A 20,476-nucleotide genomic window follows, 5' to 3' on the forward strand; every position below is an offset into this window, starting at 1 on the left:
CATGAAACCAGACTACAATTTAAGCGATTTTCTATATATTTTTTATTCCCAATCAGGCATTGCTGTTCCTGAAAATAAGGTTGTTCTAGAATTTGCTACGCCTATTCCGCATTTCACGGTATTTTTTACTGAAATTCCATCGTTTGAGGTATTCGTAAAAATCAATTCTGCTTCGTTTGGAGAATATCGCACATCCAGATCGTTTGTTCCTGCAGCTTTTTCTGTCGCAATTCCGTATGAATTTCCTAAGAGAAAGCTATATTCAAAAATTTTAGAATCTAATTGACGATAATTGCTGTTTTCAAATCCAGAAACATCTCTGGTGTAAACAAGTTTTAAACCAGAAACCGAAAAATTCAATCCGCTGACTGCTCCAGGCAATCCTGCTAATACTGGCGTTTCTATAACTCCTGAAGGATTTATAACGTAAATTTCAACACCGTAACCGTTTATATCGTTTACTTTAAGCGCTATTTTACTTCCGTCAGCACTCCAATCGCATTCAGAAATAAATTTCCCGTTTGGTGTTTGGAATATTTTGGCTAATCCGCTTCCATCGCTTTTAATTCGATACAATTTATCAAAGCTCGGATAAATAAATTCGCTTCCTGAAGCATTCCAAGAATAGCCTAAATAATCTGAATTGAATCCTGCAATTGGAACAGAACTGGTTACTTTTTTAATATCTGATCCATCAAAATTCATTGTATAAATATCATTTTGCGAACCGCTTGTTCCTATAAATGCTATTTTCTGAGCCTGATTATTTCGTCTCGGACGCCAGTAATTTTTTTCCGAACTTGTCAATTGATATTGTTTACCTGCGTCATCTGCGGTAAAAATCACATTATTTCCATTTACAGTTTTCACAAATAAATGTCTTGTTGAAGGGAATGCAACGGTAGAAAATGCACTTACCGTACTTAAAACAGGGGTATTAATTCCGTCGCTTACAGAAACCTGCCAGTAATATTTAGCACCATATATTAAATCTGTGAGTACTATTTTTTTGTCTTTTATGTCTGCAAAAACTGCTACATCGCTATTTTTATCATTTCTCAAATTTACAGTATACGTCATTGCATCATTATCTGGGTCTGTTACGGTCCAAGTTAATTCTAAACTTACCGGTTGATTTACACTATTATCTACTGGAGCTGCCAGAACCGGAACTGTTGGAGGCTTATTATTTGCAGTAGATTTGCTCAATTCAAATACAATTTCAGAGGTATTATTTGCTGTTACGGTAACTGCTTCAAATTTTGCTACAAAACCATCTTTTTGAGCTTGAAAAGAATATTCTCCCGTTTTTATGTTTGAAACTGTAAATTTTCCTTCGGCATCTGTAAAAACAGTGCTGGTTGTCGGACTTGATAATATTTTGACATTTTCCATTGGTTCAAAAGTCTCACTGTTGACTACTTTTCCTGTTACTGTTCCAAACTCAGATTCTCCAATTTTTTCTTCGCTGCAGGAAACCAAAAACAATAAAAAAAGTATGCTCGTTATTTTATATATATACTTCATTGCTACTTGTTTTAAATTTTAAACTTAATTACTTTTTAAATTCAGAAATACGGTCTTATTTCTTCTTCACGCCGAAATAAAACGTCAGTCCTAATCCAAATTTATAATAGTAATCATCTCTGGTCCCTGCTATTTTGTAATCAACATTATCACTAAAATTGATATTCTGTTCTGCAAACAATTTAATGCCTAAGTAATCTGCTGCCATATATTCTAAACCAGCACCAAACTGAACTTTACTATAGGTGTTTTCAAATTTTCTGTTCATTGCAAATCCACCTCCTCCATAGAGATAGGGAGTAAATCGGTCTTTAGGAAGTAAAATCCATTCCAGATTTAAGTCGTATGATATATATCCTACGTCGAGCAGATTTTTGTTTGCAAGATTCACTACATTGGTAGAAGCGCTTACTGTAAAACTTGGTGTAAGCATAAATTTTAGAGCTCCACGTCCAAACGGTCTGAAAAGCGGATCTTGGTAATCGCCATCCATTAAAGTTCCGCCACCAGAAAGTTCTATTCCAAATTTGCTTCTTCTTTTTTCAAGAGTTCTTCCGTACAATTCGGTTACTTCTGCTGTTCTGGTTTCTTCATTATAGGCTTTGATCAAATTATCTACTTGCCATTTTGGTGCATCGGCTTCCCAGATATTATCTTTTATTCCTTCTATAACTAAAGATTCTACTGCTTTTTCTATGGCTTCTGTTACAGCCATATGCACAGGTTCGTTGGTTGTATATCCTGTTTCTACTTCCAGAAGTCTTTTAAAATTGACATATCTAAAAAGGCTTTCATCAATAGCTTGAGACAAAATGGTTTTGGAGATATAAACTGATTTTAAAATTTTTCCGTTTGAGGTAGAAATCATTCTCAGATATATCGTAACGCGATCTTGGCGGTATTTTACAGATGCTCCTGCGCCAAAATACCTTGCTCCGAATCCGCCGGTAATAATATTAGAATCATAAGAAACAATTCCTCCTTCCAATAATACTCCTGCATATAAAAGGGGCGTTAATTGCGGTTCGTTCGGATTTGCATTTTTGATATATTCTTGTCTGGTGGCTCGAATAAGATTTCTTTCCTGCAAAAGGTTTCCGATATTTTCACGTTCGATCGGCACAAACCATTTTGAGTCTTCTAGTGCTTTTATCAAAATTGAAGTTGCACCCTGAGTTACGGCAGTACTAAAACTGCTTCCGTTTTCCTGAGGTTTGTATTGTCCTGTCTGATCTCTAAATTTGTAGACACCAACCACGACTTGTTCCTTAGGTTTTGGCAAATCTTTTAGCAATGAAGTCGCAGGCGTACCTTCTCCCAAAACAGCTTTCTGTACTCCAGTGGGTTGGTTATAATAAGCGCCGCAACCAGTAAAAAGAAATCCAAATACAATGATTAGATAGTAATGGAATCGCATGTTATTGATTTGGGATGATTACTTGGGTTTGTTCTCCTGTATTGGTATCTAAGATATTGAGCGTTAATCCGTCTGATGAAGGGTAAACATCGACAGAATAACTTCCGAAAGTATAAGAGCCTTCTTTGATACCATCTGTACCAAATTGCTGTTTATAGAGAGAACTGGAAATCTGACTTAATAATTGCGAATTTAAATTGGCTTTAAATCTTTCTAAGTCTGTTTGCATTTTGGTTTCTGCCGCTTTATCTTTTTGCTTATTTTGTGCTTCGGCACTACTTAAAAGCCATTGATAATTGAAGGTATCTCCTCCAAAAGCTGGATTGACCGGTTTATAAACTAGAGCTTGTGCATTTATAAACGGAGAGATAAAGAGTACTACTGTGAAGGTTAAAATAAATTTCATGGCGCTAATAATAAAATTAATACTGAGTGAAATATTTGCGTTCTTTTTCTTTTTCTTTCAAATAAGTAAAGGTTGCGTTTACAGATTCTTCTGCAACCGCTTCTAAAAATTCGTCGTTTGGCTGTGCTAAAAATTCATAAATAACTTCATTATCGATGATTATCGAAATGGCTGTATTTCTCGCGAAACTATATTCTTCACCTATTGTGACTATTTTTTCTGCATTTATTCCAAGTTCATTGTATTTGTAATAATATCTATCGTAAAAATCTTTTCCCATTTTTGTTTTGGTATCATCGGTTATAATACCTTTCAAAACAAATCCGTCAACGGGAAGCACTATTACATCATCTTTTTTTTTTCTTCACCCAGCACCACTCTGTCTTTTGCTATAATTTGTTTATCTTCATCATAAAACAATAGCAAAACAATTACTTCATCATCTGCCGAGAGATTAATCTGCGAGCTAGATAATTTTTGGATTTCATTGGGCTGCAATGTAAAAACACCAACTTGATCGTTGTTAGACTGATTATTACTTTTATTATTATTTTTTATTACAGATAATCTGTACGCAGCACTCCGAATTACATCTGTAAAATTTTCGGCTGTACCGGTAATTTTTACGGTACCTTCTACTTGTACAATTTCTAATTTTGCTTTTATCTTATCCTGAGGAACTTGCCCATAAATTAGAAAAGAAAAAAGCAGAAAAAAAGAGGTTATATATCTGTTAAAAAAATGCATATCATTTATTTATAAGAATTATTGATGCACCGTTTCCTGTCTGGGTAATTGTCATGTTTTTTGACAGTGAATTGGTACCAATATTTTGGATACTTTGGTTATCACCTTTTTGAATCATTTCCATATTTACATTGTAATTGGTATGCAATGTAAAGTCTGAAATTTTATTATTGTCACCCTGCTGTATAACGCTTTGTGTGATTGTTTTGGCATTTTTATCTAAAATCAGCGCGTTTTTGTCACCGTTTTGATCTACAGCAAGTTTTGTATCGTTAGATTTTAAAGAAGCTTGAACCTTATTAAAATCGCCGATTTGTTGTATTACTACACCAGCTTGAATTCTAGAATTTAACTCCTCACGTTCATTTTTATTCAAATTTGAAACCACACTGAAGGCTTTCTCTTTTGAATTAAAAAGTGATGAGCTATAATTTTTAAACTCCGAACTATCTTCTTTTTCCTGTGCTGAAAGCAAGGGACAGAAAACAAATAGAAATACAATATTTAAAATGAAGGCTTTCATCTTGATTGATTTAAATTAAAAAAATGTGATAACCGTTCTACGGCTATCACATTTTTAGAATAGCATGTTAGTTGCTTTGAGTTACAGTAATTGTATTCATGTTTCCTTTTGAGAAAGCAATACTGTTGTGAGCCGCACCAGTTTGTGTTACAGTAGCAGTATTTTTGTTTCCAATTTGTAATGTATTCTCAGTCAATTTAGTACCGTTTTGTACAGAAGTAGCTTTATTTTCATCCCCGTATTGATAGTGGTTAGATTTATTACCATCAGCAGCAGAAGTTCCAGAAGGAGAAGTTTGAGTTTGAGAAGAAACGTTTTTCACCCCACCTTGGCTTGCATAAGCTGTGTTATTGTCTCCATTTTGAGTTTGAGTTGCATCATTTTGGCTATGAGGTGCAAATGGAACATTAACTGCAGCAACGTGTCCTAACTGAGTAGCGTTGAATGGAAGTCCAGTTGGTTTTTCGTTACCTGTAGTTCCTTGGTCAACAGTAGCAGTATTGCTTTTTCCTGTTTGTACTTGAGTTGCTTTGTCCCATCCTCCTAATGCATTGCTTGGGCCAGCGATTTGATCTTGCCAGATTGTAGCTTTGTTTAAATCTCCAGTTTGAGTTTGGTAAGCTTTGTTGTCATGGTTACTTTGAGAAACAAAAGCAGTGTTGCTGTTACCTTTTTGTTTTACGTCTGCTATGTTGTTTTTAGCATTGTAAACTCCTGGCTGAATTCCTTGATAAACTTCAGATTTGTTTGAATCTCCTAATTGGTCGATTTTAGAATCGTTGGTTTGACCATTTTGATTTACAATACCTGTGTCAGAATTTCCAACCTGGTTTACTGAAGAGGTGTTGCCTTGAGCGATTGCCGCTACTCCTACAAACAGCATCGCTGAGATGCTTAAAATTACTTTTTTCATAATAAATATATTTAATTGGTTATTAATACAACTTATTATGTAGGTTCTGTAGGTTTGTATTCCGGGGGAGGAAAAAAAAGAGGGCTTTTTAACCGTTTTAAAAACAAATTTTAAATCTGTTTTTTCAACTTCATGACCAAAATTAGAAAAACTTATTCAAAACAAGTTCACGTATAAATACCTATTTTACAAGATATTAACCTCTTTTCGATAAACTGTAAAACTATCTCGATGAACTGCCCAAATGCACTAAAATTTTCATAGGAAAAAAGATACTTATTACAATTTATTTACATTTAGAGCTATATAATTGCTAAAAAAACTCATTAGCAATCTTATTTTTAACATAACAACAAAAAAAGCCTGTCTTTTTGAGACAGGCTTTAACAAATTGTTAGCTAAATATTACTTCGTAAACAATAATTCTCTGTATTTGGTCAAAGTCCAAGTTTCATCATCTACTAATAATTCTAATTTATCACAGTGATTACGAATATCTTCAAAGTATGGTTTTACGTTATTGCAATACGCCTCTGCCATTTTTTGAGCATCTGTCAATTGGTTGGCTTTCTTTCTTTCATTTGTCATTGCCAACACTTTTGAATTGATTCCTTCAATATGGCCTGAAATTTCTTTAATTAAAACAATCTGCTCTTTTGCAATCGTTTCAAATTCTTTTCCGAAAATTTCTTTTAAGCCTTTAACATTGTCAATCAATGTATTTTGGTAGCGAATTGCAGTTGGAATAACATGGTTTCTCGCAATATCTCCTAAAACACGCCCTTCAATCTGGATTTTTTTAGTGTATTCTTCCAATTCGATTTCATAACGTGCTTCGGCTTCCACATGATTAAAGATTCCTAATTGTTCAAATAACTCTAAAGCTTGTTTCGAAACTTTTGCTTTTATAGCTTCTGGAGTTGTTTTAAAATTGCTTAATCCTCTTTTCGTTGCTTCTTTTTCCCAAGCTTCGCTGTATCCGTCACCTTCAAAAAGAATCTTTTTAGATTGTTTAATGTATTCTCTTAAAACATTGAAAATAGCATCATCCTTTTTCATGTCTTTTGAGTCGATCAAATTCTCTACTTCATTTTTAAAGTCGATTAACTGTTTTGCCACAATAGCATTCAAAGTTGTCATTGCGTTTGAACAGTTCGAATTTGAACCAACCGCTCTAAACTCAAATTTATTTCCTGTAAAAGCAAAAGGCGAAGTTCTGTTACGATCTGTGTTATCTAATAATACGTCTGGAATTTTACCAACAACGTTCAATTTTAAATCTGTTTTTTCTTCTGGCGAAAGTTTTCCTGTTGTAACGCTTTCTAATTCAGATAAAACTTTAGTTAATTGCGCTCCAATAAATACCGACATAATTGCTGGCGGCGCTTCGTTTGCCCCTAACCTGTGATCGTTACTTGCTGTTGCGATAGAAGCTCTTAATAAAGTTTCGTTATCGTTTACGGCTTTAATTGTATTAATGAAGAAAGTCAAAAACTGTAAATTGCTCATTGGCGTTTTGCTCGGACTTAATAAATTAACTCCCGTGTCTGTAGCCAAAGACCAGTTATTGTGTTTTCCAGAACCGTTTACTCCTTTAAATGGTTTTTCGTGAAATAATACTTTAAAATCATGGCGTTCTGCAACTCTCTGCATTACATCCATTAATAAAGAGTTGTGATCTACTGCTAAATTGGTTTCCTCAAAAATCGGAGCCAGCTCAAACTGATTTGGCGCTACCTCATTATGACGCGTTTTTACAGGAATTCCTAAAAGCATACATTCTTGCTCCAAATCTCTCATATAAGTAAGCGCGCGCGTTGGAATCGATCCGAAATAGTGATCGTCTAACTGCTGTCCTTTTGCAGAAGTATGTCCTAGTAAAGTTCTTCCTGTCATCATTAAGTCTGGACGAGAATTTGCCAAAGCTTTATCAATTAAGAAATATTCTTGCTCCCATCCTAATGTAGCGGTTACTTTCTTTACGTTTTTGTCAAAGTATTTGCAAACTTCTGTTGCCGCTTCGTCAATTGCAGACAATGCTCTTAATAAAGGTATTTTATTGTCTAAAGCTTCACCTGTGTAAGCGATAAAAACTGTTGGAATACATAAAGTTGTACCATATATAAAAGCTGGAGAAGTCGGATCCCAGGCCGTATATCCTCTCGCCTCAAAAGTATTTCTGATTCCGCCGTTCGGGAAACTAGATGCATCTGGTTCTTGCTGTACCAATTGCGCTCCGCCAAATTTCTCTACAGGATCGCTTCCATCATAAGAAGTTTCAAAAAAGGCATCGTGTTTTTCTGCAGTTGTTCCCGTTAAAGGCTGAAACCAGTGTGTATAATGTGTAACTCCTTTTGCAAGTGCCCATTCTTTCATTCCCATGGCAATATAGTCGGCAAGCTTTCTGTCTATTTTTGTACCATGCTGAATAGCATCTCTCACTCCTCTAAAAGCATCTGAAGTCAAATATTGCTTCATTGCTTTCTCATTAAACACATTTGATCCGAAAAGATTAGACTTTCGGTCAATTTCTTCAAAATGTACCGGCTTTCTGTTAGAAGCTTGTTGTAAAGCTTGAAAACGTAATGTTGACATGGTATGTAAAGTTTAAATTCGTACTAATTTTCATTAAAAAAATAAGTGACAAATATAAACAATAAATAAGCCTGTTTTAAACATTAATTCTAGATTTTTAGTCACCGATTTTTCAACAGAAGATGCTTTTTATGAAGAATAATGAATACAAATGACAAAAATATAACAAAACTGTACGGTAATATTGATTAAATAAACATTTTTTCATAATTTCTTAACTCAGAAATTCAAAAATCTGCCGTAATTATTACGAATTTGTATTTTTAAGGTTATTAAAATTGCTTTTTTTAAAATATACCCCTGCCAAAATTGCGCTTATCCAAAAAATTATAGTTCATAAAACAAAATAGCCCCCTAATTTTTGGGACTAAAAAAATAAATCTATATTTGACCCAACGAAAAAAAACAAAAAAATTAATTTATATTATTATGGCTAAAATTAAGTTAGAGTACATTTGGTTAGACGGATATGAACCAACTCAAAATCTTAGAAGTAAAACTAAAGTTGAAGAGCACGAGAATTTCAAAGGAACATTAGAAGAACTTGGAAATTGGTCATTTGATGGTTCGTCAACAAAACAAGCCGAAGGTGGTTCTTCTGACTGTCTTTTAGTTCCTGTTGCAATCTATCCAGATCCAACTCGTATCAACGGATGGTTAGTAATGTCTGAAGTTATGTATGCAGACGGAACTCCACACCCTTCTAACGGTAGAGCTACAATTGATGATGATAATGATGATTTTTGGTTTGGTTTCGAACAAGAGTATTTCATCATGGATACTAAAACTCAACTTCCACTTGGTTTCCCAGTTGGAGGATACCCTGCTCCACAAGGGATGTACTACTGTTCAGTAGGTGGAAAAAACACACACGGAAGAAAATTAGTTGAAGAGCACGCTGACTTATGTATCGCTGCTGGAATCAACTTTGAAGGAATCAACCAAGAGGTTGCTTGCGGACAATGGGAATTCCAATTATTCGCTAAAGGAGCTAAAAAAGCTGGAGATGAAATCTGGGTTGCTCGTTACTTATTAGACCGTTTAACTGAGAAATATGGTTACTATATCGAATATCACCCAAAACCTCTAGGAGATACTGACTGGAATGGTTCTGGAATGCATGCTAACTTCTCTAACGAAGTATTAAGAACATGTGGTGATCAAGCTACTTACGAAAGAATTTGTGAGGCTTTCCGTCCTGTTACTGCTGAGCACATCGCAGTTTACGGAGCTTACAATGACCAACGTTTAACTGGTAAACACGAAACTGCTTCTATCCACGATTTCTCTTATGGAGTTTCAGACAGAGGATGTTCTATCAGAATTCCTTTAATGACTGTTCAAAAAGGATGGAAAGGATGGTTGGAAGACAGAAGACCAGCTTCAAACGGAGATCCATACAAAATTGCTGCTAGAATTATCAAAACTGTTAAATCAGCTCTATAATTCAAAGCTTAAATTATACTCTAAAGTGCCAGCATTTATTTGCTGGCACTTTTTTTGTTTTTGTTTTATCATTCTCAATGATTTGAAGATAATTACACGTGCAACTTTGTCAAAGTTTAAAACTTTAACAAAGTTCTTGCTCCTAAATTATAGAGACAATAGTTTTAGTTATTGAGTTAAATCAATAAAGCAGAAAATAGTAGCTTTAAACAACTTTTTCTAGTTGAATTAATTTTTGAAGTTTAACATCAAAAGCTATCTTTGTATATCATTTAAACAAAAACCATTATGATAGTCTGGATTATCTTTTTACTTGCTGTAGTTTTTATTCTTGCTTTAGACTTAGGCGTCTTTAACAAAACACCACATATTATTAGTACTAAAGAAGCCAGCAAATGGACACTCGTTTGGGTTACCTTATCTTTTTTATTCTCAGGAGTAATCTACTGGCTTTATACTACAGATTATATTGCAAATCCAGACAACTTAAAACCAGCCGTAGCTTCAATGAAGTTCATTACCGGTTATTTGATTGAGCTTTCGCTGAGTGTCGATAATATCTTTGTTATAGCTATTATTTTTGCTTCATTTAAAATTCCGCAAAAATACCAGCACCGCGTATTATTCTGGGGAATTCTCGGAGCCATCGTTTTCCGTGGATTGATGATTTTCTTTGGAGTAATGCTAATCAATAAATTTAGCTGGACGACTTATGTATTTGGAATATTCCTGATTTTCACCGCGTTAAAAATGCTATTCTCTGGCGAAGAAGAAGATTTTCACCCAAAAGACTCTTTTATTTACAAAGCTTTAGGAAAAGTGATGCCGATTACCGCAGAAATGGATGGAGAGAAATTCTTTATTTCCACCAAAACTGCAAAAAAAGCTGCAACGCCTTTATTTGTGGCGCTGATTGTGATTGAAGTTATGGATGTTCTTTTTGCAGTGGATAGTGTTCCTGCAATCTTAGCAATTACTTCAGATCCGTTTTTAGTATTTAGTTCTAATATTTTTGCTATTCTTGGCCTACGTTCTATGTATTTCTTCTTAGCAAATATGCTGGCAAAATTCAGTTATTTAGAATATAGCTTAGTAGCAATTTTAGCTTTCGTCGGATTAAAAATGCTGCTTCATGATTTCTTCCACGTTCCAGAATGGGCTTCTTTAGGATTTATCGCCTTATCTCTTTTAGTTGGAATCTTAGTTTCTCTGAAATTTGGAAAGGAAAAAATATTGACAGATTCTGATAAAGAATAGTTTTCAGAAACATATATGTATAAAAAAAAGGAAATCAACTAAATGATTTCCTTTTTTTTAACCTATCCTATAAAGCTATTAAAGCTTAATTTTCTGTACTTGACTCTCACTTAATTTAGCAGCTTTCATTACGTCATTAATATTATTTTTATTTACAGATGAAGCAAAATCAGCAGGAACTACTACAATTCTAAAAATCTGATTAAGTCTATATTGATCAAGTGCTGGATCAGTAAGATTTCCACCATTCAAATAAATATCAACGAATGAATCACTAAATGTAAAATCAAAAGAAAAATCTCTTGTGCCATCATCAAAATAATGAGTTTCAGGTAAAAACTCCCAAATGTCTCTACCACTGTCAACGCCTCCAAATCTGTAAACTAAAACAACATCTGAATCCAAAATTCGTTGTGGGAAAACATATCTAACTCTAAAATTATTACTTGTTGTGAAATTATAATAGTTCGGCGGAACATTTTCATAAACAGTTCCAACTATATTATATCCCGGTTCTCCCGGAGGCCCTTCTGGTCCTTCACAGCTAGAAAATGCAATTAAACCGATAACTGCAAATAAGGTAAGTATCTTTTTCATAATTTTATTTTTTTAAGTATTATACTATAAAGGTATTCCAAAAATTAAACCAAAAAAAGCGATTTGGTTTATTTTCAAATAAAAATATCTTTATTTTTTTGTACCAAGCTGATTCTTAGCTAGTATTTTATTAAAAAACAAGGCGTGATACGGAAGCGAATTTTCCCAATATTCCCAAGTATGCGCTCCTGGTCTTTCTGTATAATCATGATCTACTTTAGAATAAACCAATCTTCTGTGCAATTCTCTGTTGGGTTCAATTAAAAAATCATCTACACCGCAGTCGATAATAAGTGGCAATTTATTCGCTTTTATTTTATCAATCATTCCTATTACTGCATTCTGTTCATATAATTCGGTATTGCCGCTTTTATCTCCAAAAACAGGCTGCATTAATTTTACAACTTGAGCAGATGACTCTCTGTTTAACATCGTTCCCATATCTACTGCCCCACTCATACTTCCCGCTGCGCAAAATAAATCAGGATGTCTTGTAGATAAATATAAAGCCCCATGTCCGCCCATAGAAAGACCTGTAATTACTCTTCCACTTTTGCTTGCAATTGTTTTATAGGTTTTATCTACTTTCTGAATTACCTCTTGCGTAATAAAAGTCTCAAACTGACTTTCTTTGTTTACGGGACTATCCAAATAAAAACTAAACGTTTCTCCTTCTGGCATTACAATAATCATATTATATTGGTCTGCCAGATTATGAACCAATTTTTTGTTTGGAGTATTTTTAAGCCAGTCGCCAAAATGTCCGTAAGCGCCATGCAGCAGGTACATAACAGGAAATTTAGATTTGCTTTTTGCATAAGAATTTGGTAAAACTACCGCAGCTTTATAGGTTTTTCCCATAGCGGTGCTGGCAACTTGTAAAGTGTCTACTTTTGCAGCGTATGTCATCGTGGTTAGACAAAGTAACAATGCAGACAATAGCATTTTGATTTTTTTCATTTTTGATATTTTTTTTCTGATTAGGGTTTGTAAATATAACTTTTTTCAGAATAAAAATATATGAAAAATCCGACTTGTGGTTTGTGCTTAAAAAGATAGCCACTAATTCACGAATTTTATTTTAAATACTTTGTGTAATTTATCACTCATAATTTCACTAATTGACATTTGTAGTCAGTAATCCTTAAGAATCTAAAAAATCTGATTTCCCAATAGCAAAAAAATAAAAATCTGCTAAATCTGCTAAATCTGCGAGAGCATATAAAATTACTCTCGCAGATTTTGGAGATTCTGCAGATAAAAAATCTAATTATGGCGTAAAAAAATTAGCCACGAGTTCACGAATTAATTTAAAAAAAATCGTGAATTCGCGGCTAAAAAAAATCTCAGCTAAAAAACTAGCTAATTATAATTTTATGCTCGTGTCGGTATTGCGATGCGCTCTTACCTGTATATTGTTTGAATGATTTACTAAAGTGGCTGAAATTATTAAATCCACTTTCGAAACAAACTTCATTAATACTCATTGGCTGTTCTGCCAAAAGCTTAGAAGCGTGCACCAAACGATATTCATTTACAAATTCCGTAAATGTTTTGTTTGAAATCTTCTTAAAATATCGACAGAAAGAAGGTGTTGTCATACTCACTAGACTCGAAACCTCATCTATAGAAATCGATTCTTGGAAATGATCTTTCACAAAATTGAAAACCACATTCATACGATCGTTATCCTGAGTTTGGAGCTCCATCGAAAATCCGTCGGCATTTAAAATGGTGTATTCCTGAGCCGATTCCAATTCGTCTAAAACACTCAAAAGCGTTATTAGTCTTTGAAATGGCGGTTCGTTTTCCATCATTTCAATTTTCTTTCCGATACGTTTTTTTGTTTCACCGCCAAAAGCAATTCCGCCTTTAGCCTGTTTCAAAATATTCTGCACCCTTTTCATTTCGGGAGCAACAAAAAAATCGCTACCTAAAAATTCAGGTTTTATATGAATTACAGTTTCAGTTGTATTTCCTGTCTGCTCATTTGTAAAACCGCAATGCGGCAAATTAGCTCCTATTAAAAGTAAACTACCATTGGTATAATAAGAAACATGGCTTCCTATTTGTCTTTTTCCTGCGCCGCCATTTATATAAACCAACTCAATTTCTGGATGATAGTGCCATAAATGAGCTTTACTATTGGTCTTTTCGGCGTGTTTAGCGTAGGTAAAAGAACTTCCGTATGAGTTAGTTATCACTTCAAGAGCTGGGGCAATAGTCTTCATGATAATTTCTTTAAAAAATAATAGCAAATTTAACAAAAAAACCTAAAATAATTTAAATTTTAACCTATAACGGTTTCGTAAATGCGAATTTTACATTAAAATAACGTTCTTAACACTGAGAAATCTATATCAAAATCCGATTTTTTTTAGGGTCTTATTTTTTTTCTTGACTTTTTTTCTATTTATCCTATTTAAAACCTGATTTTATACAAATATGTTAAAAATTGTAAGAAAAATGGAAATTTTATGAAGTATGCAGTTTTTGAAAAACTTTGAAGAAAAACAATCAAATTAACAAAAACACAACATTAAAGCCAAATTTTAACATATAACGGTTTCGTAAATGAGAATATAGCATATAAATTGGAAAATATAGATGTTAAAATACCACACATGCTGCTATAACTTTGCATCAGAGAAATGAAAGAAAAAAATTTAATACTATAGAATATGAAAAAGATTATGAAATTAAGTTTAGTATGTGCAGTACTTCTAACAGGAATGAGTACTTATGCAATTGATGGAAATGAAGCATTAAATCTTCATGTATTAAAGGGAAATGGCAAGGTAATTGCTTTTGGAATTAATCAATTACAGAAAGCGGTTATCAGTATATATGATACAAATGGTAATTTACTTTACACTGAAAACGCTTCTGGTAAAACTGGAATCTTAAGAACTTTCAGTTTAGAAGAATTTCCACAAGGAAAATATATTTTAGAAGTTGCTGATAGCTTCAAAAAAGTAAAATACGACATTACAGTAAATGCAGATAGTTCTACTTTGTCTTCAAAAGGAACTACTTCATTAAACTAAGAAAATATTAAGGTTAAGTGCAATTCTTCACGGCACTTAAAATTTTATACTCTAATACAGTATAAAAAGTGAGGTTAGATAGTTAGTAAGTTAAAAACTTTCAAAAGTTTTAAAAACAGCTCTTTGTGGTTACTGAGCTGTTTTTTTTTGCTTTTTTATAAGGATTTGTTTCACAGAGATACACAAAGGTTTCGCAGAGATTCGCAAAGATTTTTATTTTAAAATTACGCTCATAAAATACAAAGTTCGCTAAGCTTTAGCCATATAGCTTTGTGAGCTTTTTTATTTATAAAATTCCTCAAAAAACTTAGCGCCCTCTGCGAAAAACCTCCGCGAACTTTGCGCTAAAACACTCAAGCCAAATAAAATAATTTACGCAAAGAACGCAAAGCTTTATCCATATAGCTTTGCGAACTTTTTTATTTATAAAATTCACTGCAAAAACTTTGCGCTCTTTGCGTAAAAACCTTTGCGCCCTCTGCGTTAAAATACAGAACAAAAAATAACCGCAAAGTTCGCAAAGCTTCATCCATATAGCTTTGCGAACTTCTTTATTTATAAAGTTCTCTCAAAAACTTAGCGTTCTCTGCGAAAACCTCTGCGCTCTCTGCGTTAAAACACCCAAACTCAATAAACTTAGAAGCTCAGCACCTTAGCATCTTAGAAGCTTTTCAAAAATTCCTACATTTTTAAACAAATCTTTACCTCAATGTAAATTAAAAATCATCAAAATCTTTGAAAAATAAAAACCGAATTAACGAAAACGATAAATATAATTCAATTTTTAACCTATAACGGTTTCGTAAATGAGAATATAGCATATAAATAGGAAAATACAGTTGTGTTTTTTTACTTACAACAGAAGTAATTTAGCATCAGAGAATTAGAACTATTAATTTAAAAACTAAATACCATGAAAAAGATTGTTAGATTGAGTTTAGTAGCAGCATTGCTTTTCACAGGAATAAGCACATATGCAATTGATGGAGAAGCGGATTTTAATCTGCACGTAATTAAAGCTAATGGAAAATTGATCACTTTTGGTCTTAACCAAACTCAAAAAGCCAACTTAGCTATTTATGACAAAGAAGGAACTTTAATTTATTCTGAAAGCGCTTCAGGTAAAGACGGGATTTTAAGAACTTTCAGTCTAGAAGAATTTCCAGAAGGAACTTACTTCTTAGAAGTAGAAGACAATACAAAAAAAGCAAAATACGAAATCGTAGTAAGTGATGATGTTTCTGTTTTAACTCAAAAAGCAGTTTCTTCTGTTTACAAAGCAGGTTTTGATAAAAATACAAGCGTTGCAACACGCTAAAAAAGTTATGCTTTCATAAAGTATAAAAGTGAGGTTAGATAGTTAGTAAGTTTAAAAACTTTCAAAAGTTTTAAAAACAGCTCTTTGTGGTTATTGAGCTGTTTTTTTTTGCTTTTTATGAAGGATTTATTTCACAGAGACACACAGAGATTCTCGCAGAGATTCGCAAAGATTTTTTAATCCATTCTTATATTTAATCTCGCAAAGTCGCGAAGACACAAAGATTTTTCTATTAAATCTTCTTTAACTAAACTTGGCGACTTCGCGACTTTGCGAGCATTTTTTTATCGGATTATTATAAAAACTTTGTGAATCTCTGCTTTATTTCTTTGCGAATCTCTGTGGCAAAAACCAATCTAAATTTTACAAAAACGTTAGAAAATAATAACCGAATTAACAAAAACGATAAATATAATTCAAATTTTAACCTATAACGGTTTCGTAAATGAGAATATAGCATAGAAATAAGAAAATACAGTTGCATTTTTCACAGTACTATATAAGTAATTTAGCATCAGAGAATTAGAACTAATAATTTAAAAACTAAGTACCATGAAAAAGATTGCAAAATTGAGTTTAGTAGCAGCGTTGCTTTTCACAGGAATAAGCACTTACGCAATTGATGGAAATGGAGAATTTAATCTTCATGTATTAAAAGCTAATGGAAAACTGATCACTTTCGCACTTAACAAAGTACCGAAAGCCAATTTAGCTATTTATGACAAGGACGGAACTTTAATTTATTCTGAAAGTGCCTCTGGTAAAGATGGAATTTTAAGAACTTTCAGTCTAGAAGAATTTCCTGAAGGAACTTATTTCTTAGAAGTAGAAGACAATGTAAAAAAAGCAAAATATGAGATTACAATTACTGATAATGCCGTTTTATCTAAAAATGCAATTTCTTCAGTTTACAAATCAGGTTTTGCTAAAAATTCAAGTGTTGCTGCACGATAAGAAATTTATACTCAAAAGGTATAATTAAGGTTAGAAAAAATTGAAATTACGTTTAAAGAAAACAGCTCTGTGAGGTTATCGAGCTGTTTTTTTTTTGTTTCTAATCGTAATGACAAATATACTCTGGGTTGATTTTAGGAAAGTATTCTTATTAATTAAATAAGTGCTTTTAAAACACTTAAAAAAAATTCAAAATTCAAAAAACCGCAATCCCAGTAATTACGTACATAGTTCAAACAAAGTACAGAAATAATTACAATTCAACAACTTAAGCATTTAAAATTGCTAATTTATTGCTAAAAATTAAATTTGTATTTGTAGTTTTACGCGTTCCACATTTAGTAATTAACAATTTAAAAAAAACATGACAAAATTTACCAAAGCTGGTTTAGTTGCTGCCTTTTTTTTAGCGACTGTGTTTACCTATGCCTTAGACGGAAAAGGTGATTACATTTTAAATATCAAAACAGGAAACGGAAAAGTAGTTAGCTTTACTTTAGACACTGTAGAAAATGCATCTTTCTCTATCTACGACGAGAATCACAACTTACTTTATGCGGGAGAATCTGCAGCAGACAAGTTGGAAGTTTCAAAAACAATTAGTTTAGAAAGTTTTCCTGCTGGAACTTATGTTCTTGAAGTGAAAGCAAACGACAAAGTTGCGAAACACGAAATCAAAGTTGCTGCTAAAAAAGTAAAGACTGTAAAGTTAGATCAATCTGTTAACCAGAGTCCATCTTTCCGTCGTTAATTTTTTGCCCCCAAAGAATTAGAAAGCAGCTCGTACCAGGAGCTGCTTTTTTTATTTATATTCCTCTCTTAAACTCGACGCTATTTTTACCAATTTCCAAAAAAGTTCCGTTTCAGATGGTATAATTATTTTTTGAAATACTGCAAAAACAGAGAATGTGCAAAAGCATAAATGTAATCCAACAGATCCATCAATTTAAAACTCTGCCGATATTCTTCTCGCACTTCGTCGCTGTTGGCAAAACAAACATTTCCAGATTCTTCTTCCAAAAAAAGCAATCCTAACTTATTTTCAAACAGTTTTATTATCTCATGATTTAATATCGTAGTTTCTGAATTTTGTTTCTTCAAAAAAATATCGAGAGTAAAAGACGGCTCCTCACTATTTTGTTTTATTTTTTGAATGCAAAACTCCAAATCAGCATTATCAGAATACACAAATGTATTTTTTTCACTCTGTAAAGATTCTAATTTATTCAGATATTCTTTTATAGTCATCCTGATATTCTTTAGCAGTATAAAGTTATTACATTAAATCTGAATCAAACAAAACCAATTGATTTTTAATATATTATAAAATCGACGAAATTATAAAAACATCGTTCAAAAACATTTTATGTTCCTGATTTACATATATTTGTACAGCAAAAAATGTATTAAGCATATAATAAAAATAAAAAATTGCAGTTTATTATTGCTGATAGCTGTTTTTTGCAGTAAAAAAGATTTTTAAAAACAATTAAGAATACGATTAAATACCACAACTCAAACTAAAACCAATGCAGAAAAAACTAGCCATTTTAGTACCGTTAATCGTATTTTCATTTCGTGCAGCTGCACAAAATGAAACCTTTTATAAAACTGACAAAGTCGGCGAAAATTACGCTTATGTCGATGTTATAAAAACTTACGAAAAAGTGGCAGCAAAGGGCTATAAATCTGTCGACTTATTTCAAAAACTAGGAAATTCTTCTTATTCTCAATGTGAACTAGAAAAAGCTGCCGAATGGTATACTAAACTCTTCGCTTTAACCACAGATTTAGATCCCGTTTATTATTATCGTTACGCAGAATCTTTACGTTTTATTTCTGAAAATGAAAAAGCCGATGCTCTTATCGAAAAATTAAAACGAAAACCGAAAACATCAAGAAAAAGTTAAGTTTAATAGAACTTGAAAATAGATATATGAACCTCTCAGAAATGAGAGGTTTTTTATTTTTTTAAGATAATATTTCTACAATCTTGTCATTTCGACGGAGGACAAATCTTCGCGAGAAACTCCACAAAGATGACGACATTCTGTACGGAGCTACTTGTGGAGATTTCTCCTTACGTCGAAATGACAAACTTTATGAAATTTATTGCTGGCGCGAGCGTCGCGCTCGTGCATAAAATGAAAGTTTTTTAATACACAAAAAATAGTTGTCTTTTTAAAAAACAAACTATATTTGAAAATTCATATTCACCTAAAAATTATAATATAAAAAATGGAGTTAAGGCAATTTAGCAATCTAATTTTTAAACTTTCAGGTCTATTTATAATCTATGGTTTGCTCTTCAAATATACAATAGAAGCTGTGTTTGAAATCAATAAAAATAGCATAACTTCTGGTCTTTCTGGCGGATATTCTTTAAATTGGAATGTTGCCTTTATTTGCATTTTATGCTTTGTAATTTTAATTAAAAACTCAAATTTTCTGACTTCCCTTTTTTATCTAAAAAATTACATTGTTGAACTAAATGAGATAAATCAGTATCGAATTTTAAAAATTATTTTTATAACATTTATTTTTTTTCAATTTCTTATTTATTTCCTCACTCCAAGAGACATAAGCTTTTGGAGCGCAATATTCTCCAATAGACCAATTATACTTCTTGTTTTAATTTTATTTCACAGGAACATCATAAAATTTATTATTAGACAAATTAATTCTTATTCTGAAATACACTCGAATTATATTTTTGTTTTTTCAATGATTTCAATTCTTTTATATTTTTATTTTTTCTGGGATTATGGGTTTGTTTCAATAAATCCTTTTGAATTTACTTTCCGTATTATCATCTTACTTTTTACTTTGAGCTCTCCATTAGTTTTTAGATTGTTAGTAGAAAAAGATATATCAATTAATAGTAATCATTTTGTATTCATCTTATTTTTATGGACTTTATTTCTTTATAATTTACAAGAATTTTTATTTAAATTCCCTCATTATGAAAAAGATAACATGTATCTCATTAAAGATTTATCACTTCATGTGATACTTCCTGTATTCCTTTTAACTCTTAATTCATTCTTTGCGAAAATTAAAAACATTTCAATCTTACAATTTGCATTTACTATAATTGGAACTTTATCTATTTTCTGTTTCATTTTAAAATATTTGCATGGATATCAATATGCAACTAACTTGTATTTAATATGTGGCATTATATCAATTTTCTTATCTACAAGAACTCGTATACTAGATAAAAAACTGGAAAAATTACAGTTTAAAAATAAATTAAAGCCAATAGAACCATCTTTACAAAATAGTTCTTCATTTCTATTTATAGCACTAATATTTCTTACTGTTTCAAGGCATTTTATTATACTTTTTGATTATGACACAAATTTTACTGCTAATGATTTAGCATCTTGTAGCATTGCGATAATCCAATTAGTTATTATTCTAATAATCGTATCAAAAAAGAATTTAAAATTAGATAATGCCGATAGTTTTATAAATACATCGCTGACATTCTTTTTAATATTAATATTCTGCAATAATCCCTTGTGGTTTCTTAGTCGTTTACTTTTTTATAGAAATGCAGCCTTTTTTAATATTACCAATAATGATATTGTTTATTTTATAGTTTTGTTATTGGCAATACTATTTTCATCTTATTTAACCAAATTGATAAAAATTGTTTTACCAAAAAGTTACATTACAAATTTTTCTAACTAGTATTTCAAATTGCTAGCTAAGCTAATAGAAAAT

20 protein-coding genes are annotated in these 20,476 nt (G+C 32.1%); 8 read left to right on the forward strand and 12 right to left on the reverse strand.

Annotated features, from left to right (window positions below):
- Positions 1-42: 42 nt before the first annotated feature.
- From AC3E9W_RS09720 to AC3E9W_RS09755, 8 genes are all read right to left on the reverse strand, one after another.
- Positions 43-1,527 carry a carboxypeptidase regulatory-like domain-containing protein gene (locus AC3E9W_RS09720; protein ID WP_488768197.1) on the reverse strand — a complete coding sequence of 495 codons (1,485 nt, stop codon included), beginning with the start codon at positions 1,525-1,527 and terminating at the stop codon, positions 43-45.
- A 55-nt stretch (positions 1,528-1,582) separates the two neighbouring features.
- Entirely contained in the window at positions 1,583-2,944 is a 1,362-nt protein-coding gene (locus AC3E9W_RS09725; RefSeq protein ID WP_488768198.1) for a CsgG/HfaB family protein, read from the reverse strand.
- Position 2,945: 1 nt separating this feature from the next.
- A complete protein-coding gene (locus tag AC3E9W_RS09730; RefSeq protein WP_488768199.1) occupies positions 2,946-3,350 on the reverse strand; it encodes a curli assembly protein CsgF in 405 nt (134 codons plus the stop codon).
- 16 nt (positions 3,351-3,366) lie between these two features.
- Positions 3,367-3,690 carry a CsgE family curli-type amyloid fiber assembly protein gene (locus AC3E9W_RS09735; protein WP_306156751.1) on the reverse strand — a complete coding sequence of 108 codons (324 nt, stop codon included), beginning with the start codon at positions 3,688-3,690 and terminating at the stop codon, positions 3,367-3,369.
- A 2-nt stretch (positions 3,691-3,692) separates the two neighbouring features.
- A complete protein-coding gene (locus AC3E9W_RS09740) occupies positions 3,693-4,097 on the reverse strand; it encodes a hypothetical protein (protein WP_488768200.1) in 405 nt (134 codons plus the stop codon).
- A gap of 1 nt (position 4,098) precedes the next feature.
- Positions 4,099-4,620: a hypothetical protein gene (locus AC3E9W_RS09745; RefSeq protein WP_488768201.1), complete on the reverse strand. Its 522-nt coding sequence runs from the start codon at positions 4,618-4,620 to the stop codon at positions 4,099-4,101.
- Between the two features lie 67 nt (positions 4,621-4,687).
- A complete protein-coding gene (locus tag AC3E9W_RS09750) occupies positions 4,688-5,533 on the reverse strand; it encodes a hypothetical protein (RefSeq protein WP_306156757.1) in 846 nt (281 codons plus the stop codon).
- A 405-nt stretch (positions 5,534-5,938) separates the two neighbouring features.
- The gene (locus AC3E9W_RS09755; protein ID WP_488768202.1) at positions 5,939-8,128 is read right to left on the reverse strand and encodes a glutamine synthetase III family protein; all 2,190 of its coding nucleotides are present in this window, start codon (positions 8,126-8,128) and stop codon (positions 5,939-5,941) included.
- A gap of 429 nt (positions 8,129-8,557) precedes the next feature.
- Between AC3E9W_RS09755 and AC3E9W_RS09760 the strand changes: the two genes are divergently transcribed.
- Positions 8,558-9,574, forward strand: a complete 1,017-nt coding sequence (locus tag AC3E9W_RS09760) for a glutamine synthetase beta-grasp domain-containing protein (RefSeq protein WP_012024410.1) — start codon at positions 8,558-8,560, stop codon at positions 9,572-9,574.
- A 288-nt stretch (positions 9,575-9,862) separates the two neighbouring features.
- Positions 9,863-10,831 carry a TerC family protein gene (locus AC3E9W_RS09765; protein WP_306156766.1) on the forward strand — a complete coding sequence of 323 codons (969 nt, stop codon included), beginning with the start codon at positions 9,863-9,865 and terminating at the stop codon, positions 10,829-10,831.
- A gap of 78 nt (positions 10,832-10,909) precedes the next feature.
- On the opposite strand, the gene AC3E9W_RS09770 is transcribed toward AC3E9W_RS09765, so the two are convergent.
- From AC3E9W_RS09770 to AC3E9W_RS09780, 3 genes are all read right to left on the reverse strand, one after another.
- The gene (locus AC3E9W_RS09770; RefSeq protein ID WP_306156768.1) at positions 10,910-11,428 is read right to left on the reverse strand and encodes a hypothetical protein; all 519 of its coding nucleotides are present in this window, start codon (positions 11,426-11,428) and stop codon (positions 10,910-10,912) included.
- Positions 11,429-11,518: 90 nt separating this feature from the next.
- Positions 11,519-12,388 (reverse strand): alpha/beta hydrolase, encoded by an 870-nt coding sequence (locus AC3E9W_RS09775; protein WP_488768203.1) that lies wholly within the window; start codon positions 12,386-12,388, stop codon positions 11,519-11,521.
- 398 nt (positions 12,389-12,786) lie between these two features.
- On the reverse strand, positions 12,787-13,659 hold the full coding sequence (locus AC3E9W_RS09780; RefSeq protein ID WP_306156771.1) for an AraC family transcriptional regulator: 873 nt from the start codon (positions 13,657-13,659) through the stop codon (positions 12,787-12,789).
- Positions 13,660-14,109: 450 nt separating this feature from the next.
- On the opposite strand from AC3E9W_RS09780, the gene AC3E9W_RS09785 reads away from it, so the two are divergent.
- From AC3E9W_RS09785 to AC3E9W_RS09800, 4 genes are all read left to right on the forward strand, one after another.
- Positions 14,110-14,475, forward strand: coding sequence for a T9SS type A sorting domain-containing protein (locus tag AC3E9W_RS09785; protein ID WP_456893539.1), 366 nt, complete (start codon positions 14,110-14,112; stop codon positions 14,473-14,475).
- A 913-nt stretch (positions 14,476-15,388) separates the two neighbouring features.
- Positions 15,389-15,793, forward strand: a complete 405-nt coding sequence (locus AC3E9W_RS09790) for a T9SS type A sorting domain-containing protein (protein WP_306156775.1) — start codon at positions 15,389-15,391, stop codon at positions 15,791-15,793.
- Positions 15,794-16,345: 552 nt separating this feature from the next.
- On the forward strand, positions 16,346-16,747 hold the full coding sequence (locus AC3E9W_RS09795) for a T9SS type A sorting domain-containing protein (RefSeq protein ID WP_306156777.1): 402 nt from the start codon (positions 16,346-16,348) through the stop codon (positions 16,745-16,747).
- A gap of 364 nt (positions 16,748-17,111) precedes the next feature.
- The gene (locus tag AC3E9W_RS09800; protein WP_306156779.1) at positions 17,112-17,498 is read left to right on the forward strand and encodes a T9SS type A sorting domain-containing protein; all 387 of its coding nucleotides are present in this window, start codon (positions 17,112-17,114) and stop codon (positions 17,496-17,498) included.
- 125 nt (positions 17,499-17,623) lie between these two features.
- Here AC3E9W_RS09800 and AC3E9W_RS09805 read toward each other — a convergent pair whose 3' ends face one another.
- Positions 17,624-17,995 carry a hypothetical protein gene (locus tag AC3E9W_RS09805; protein WP_488768204.1) on the reverse strand — a complete coding sequence of 124 codons (372 nt, stop codon included), beginning with the start codon at positions 17,993-17,995 and terminating at the stop codon, positions 17,624-17,626.
- A 281-nt stretch (positions 17,996-18,276) separates the two neighbouring features.
- On the opposite strand from AC3E9W_RS09805, the gene AC3E9W_RS09810 reads away from it, so the two are divergent.
- Positions 18,277-18,657, forward strand: coding sequence for a tetratricopeptide repeat protein (locus AC3E9W_RS09810; protein ID WP_488768205.1), 381 nt, complete (start codon positions 18,277-18,279; stop codon positions 18,655-18,657).
- Positions 18,658-18,985: 328 nt separating this feature from the next.
- Positions 18,986-20,443, forward strand: coding sequence for a hypothetical protein (locus tag AC3E9W_RS09815; RefSeq protein ID WP_488768206.1), 1,458 nt, complete (start codon positions 18,986-18,988; stop codon positions 20,441-20,443).
- Positions 20,444-20,476 lie beyond the last annotated feature (33 nt).

It is taken from the genome of Flavobacterium sp. 38 (assembly GCF_057799715.1).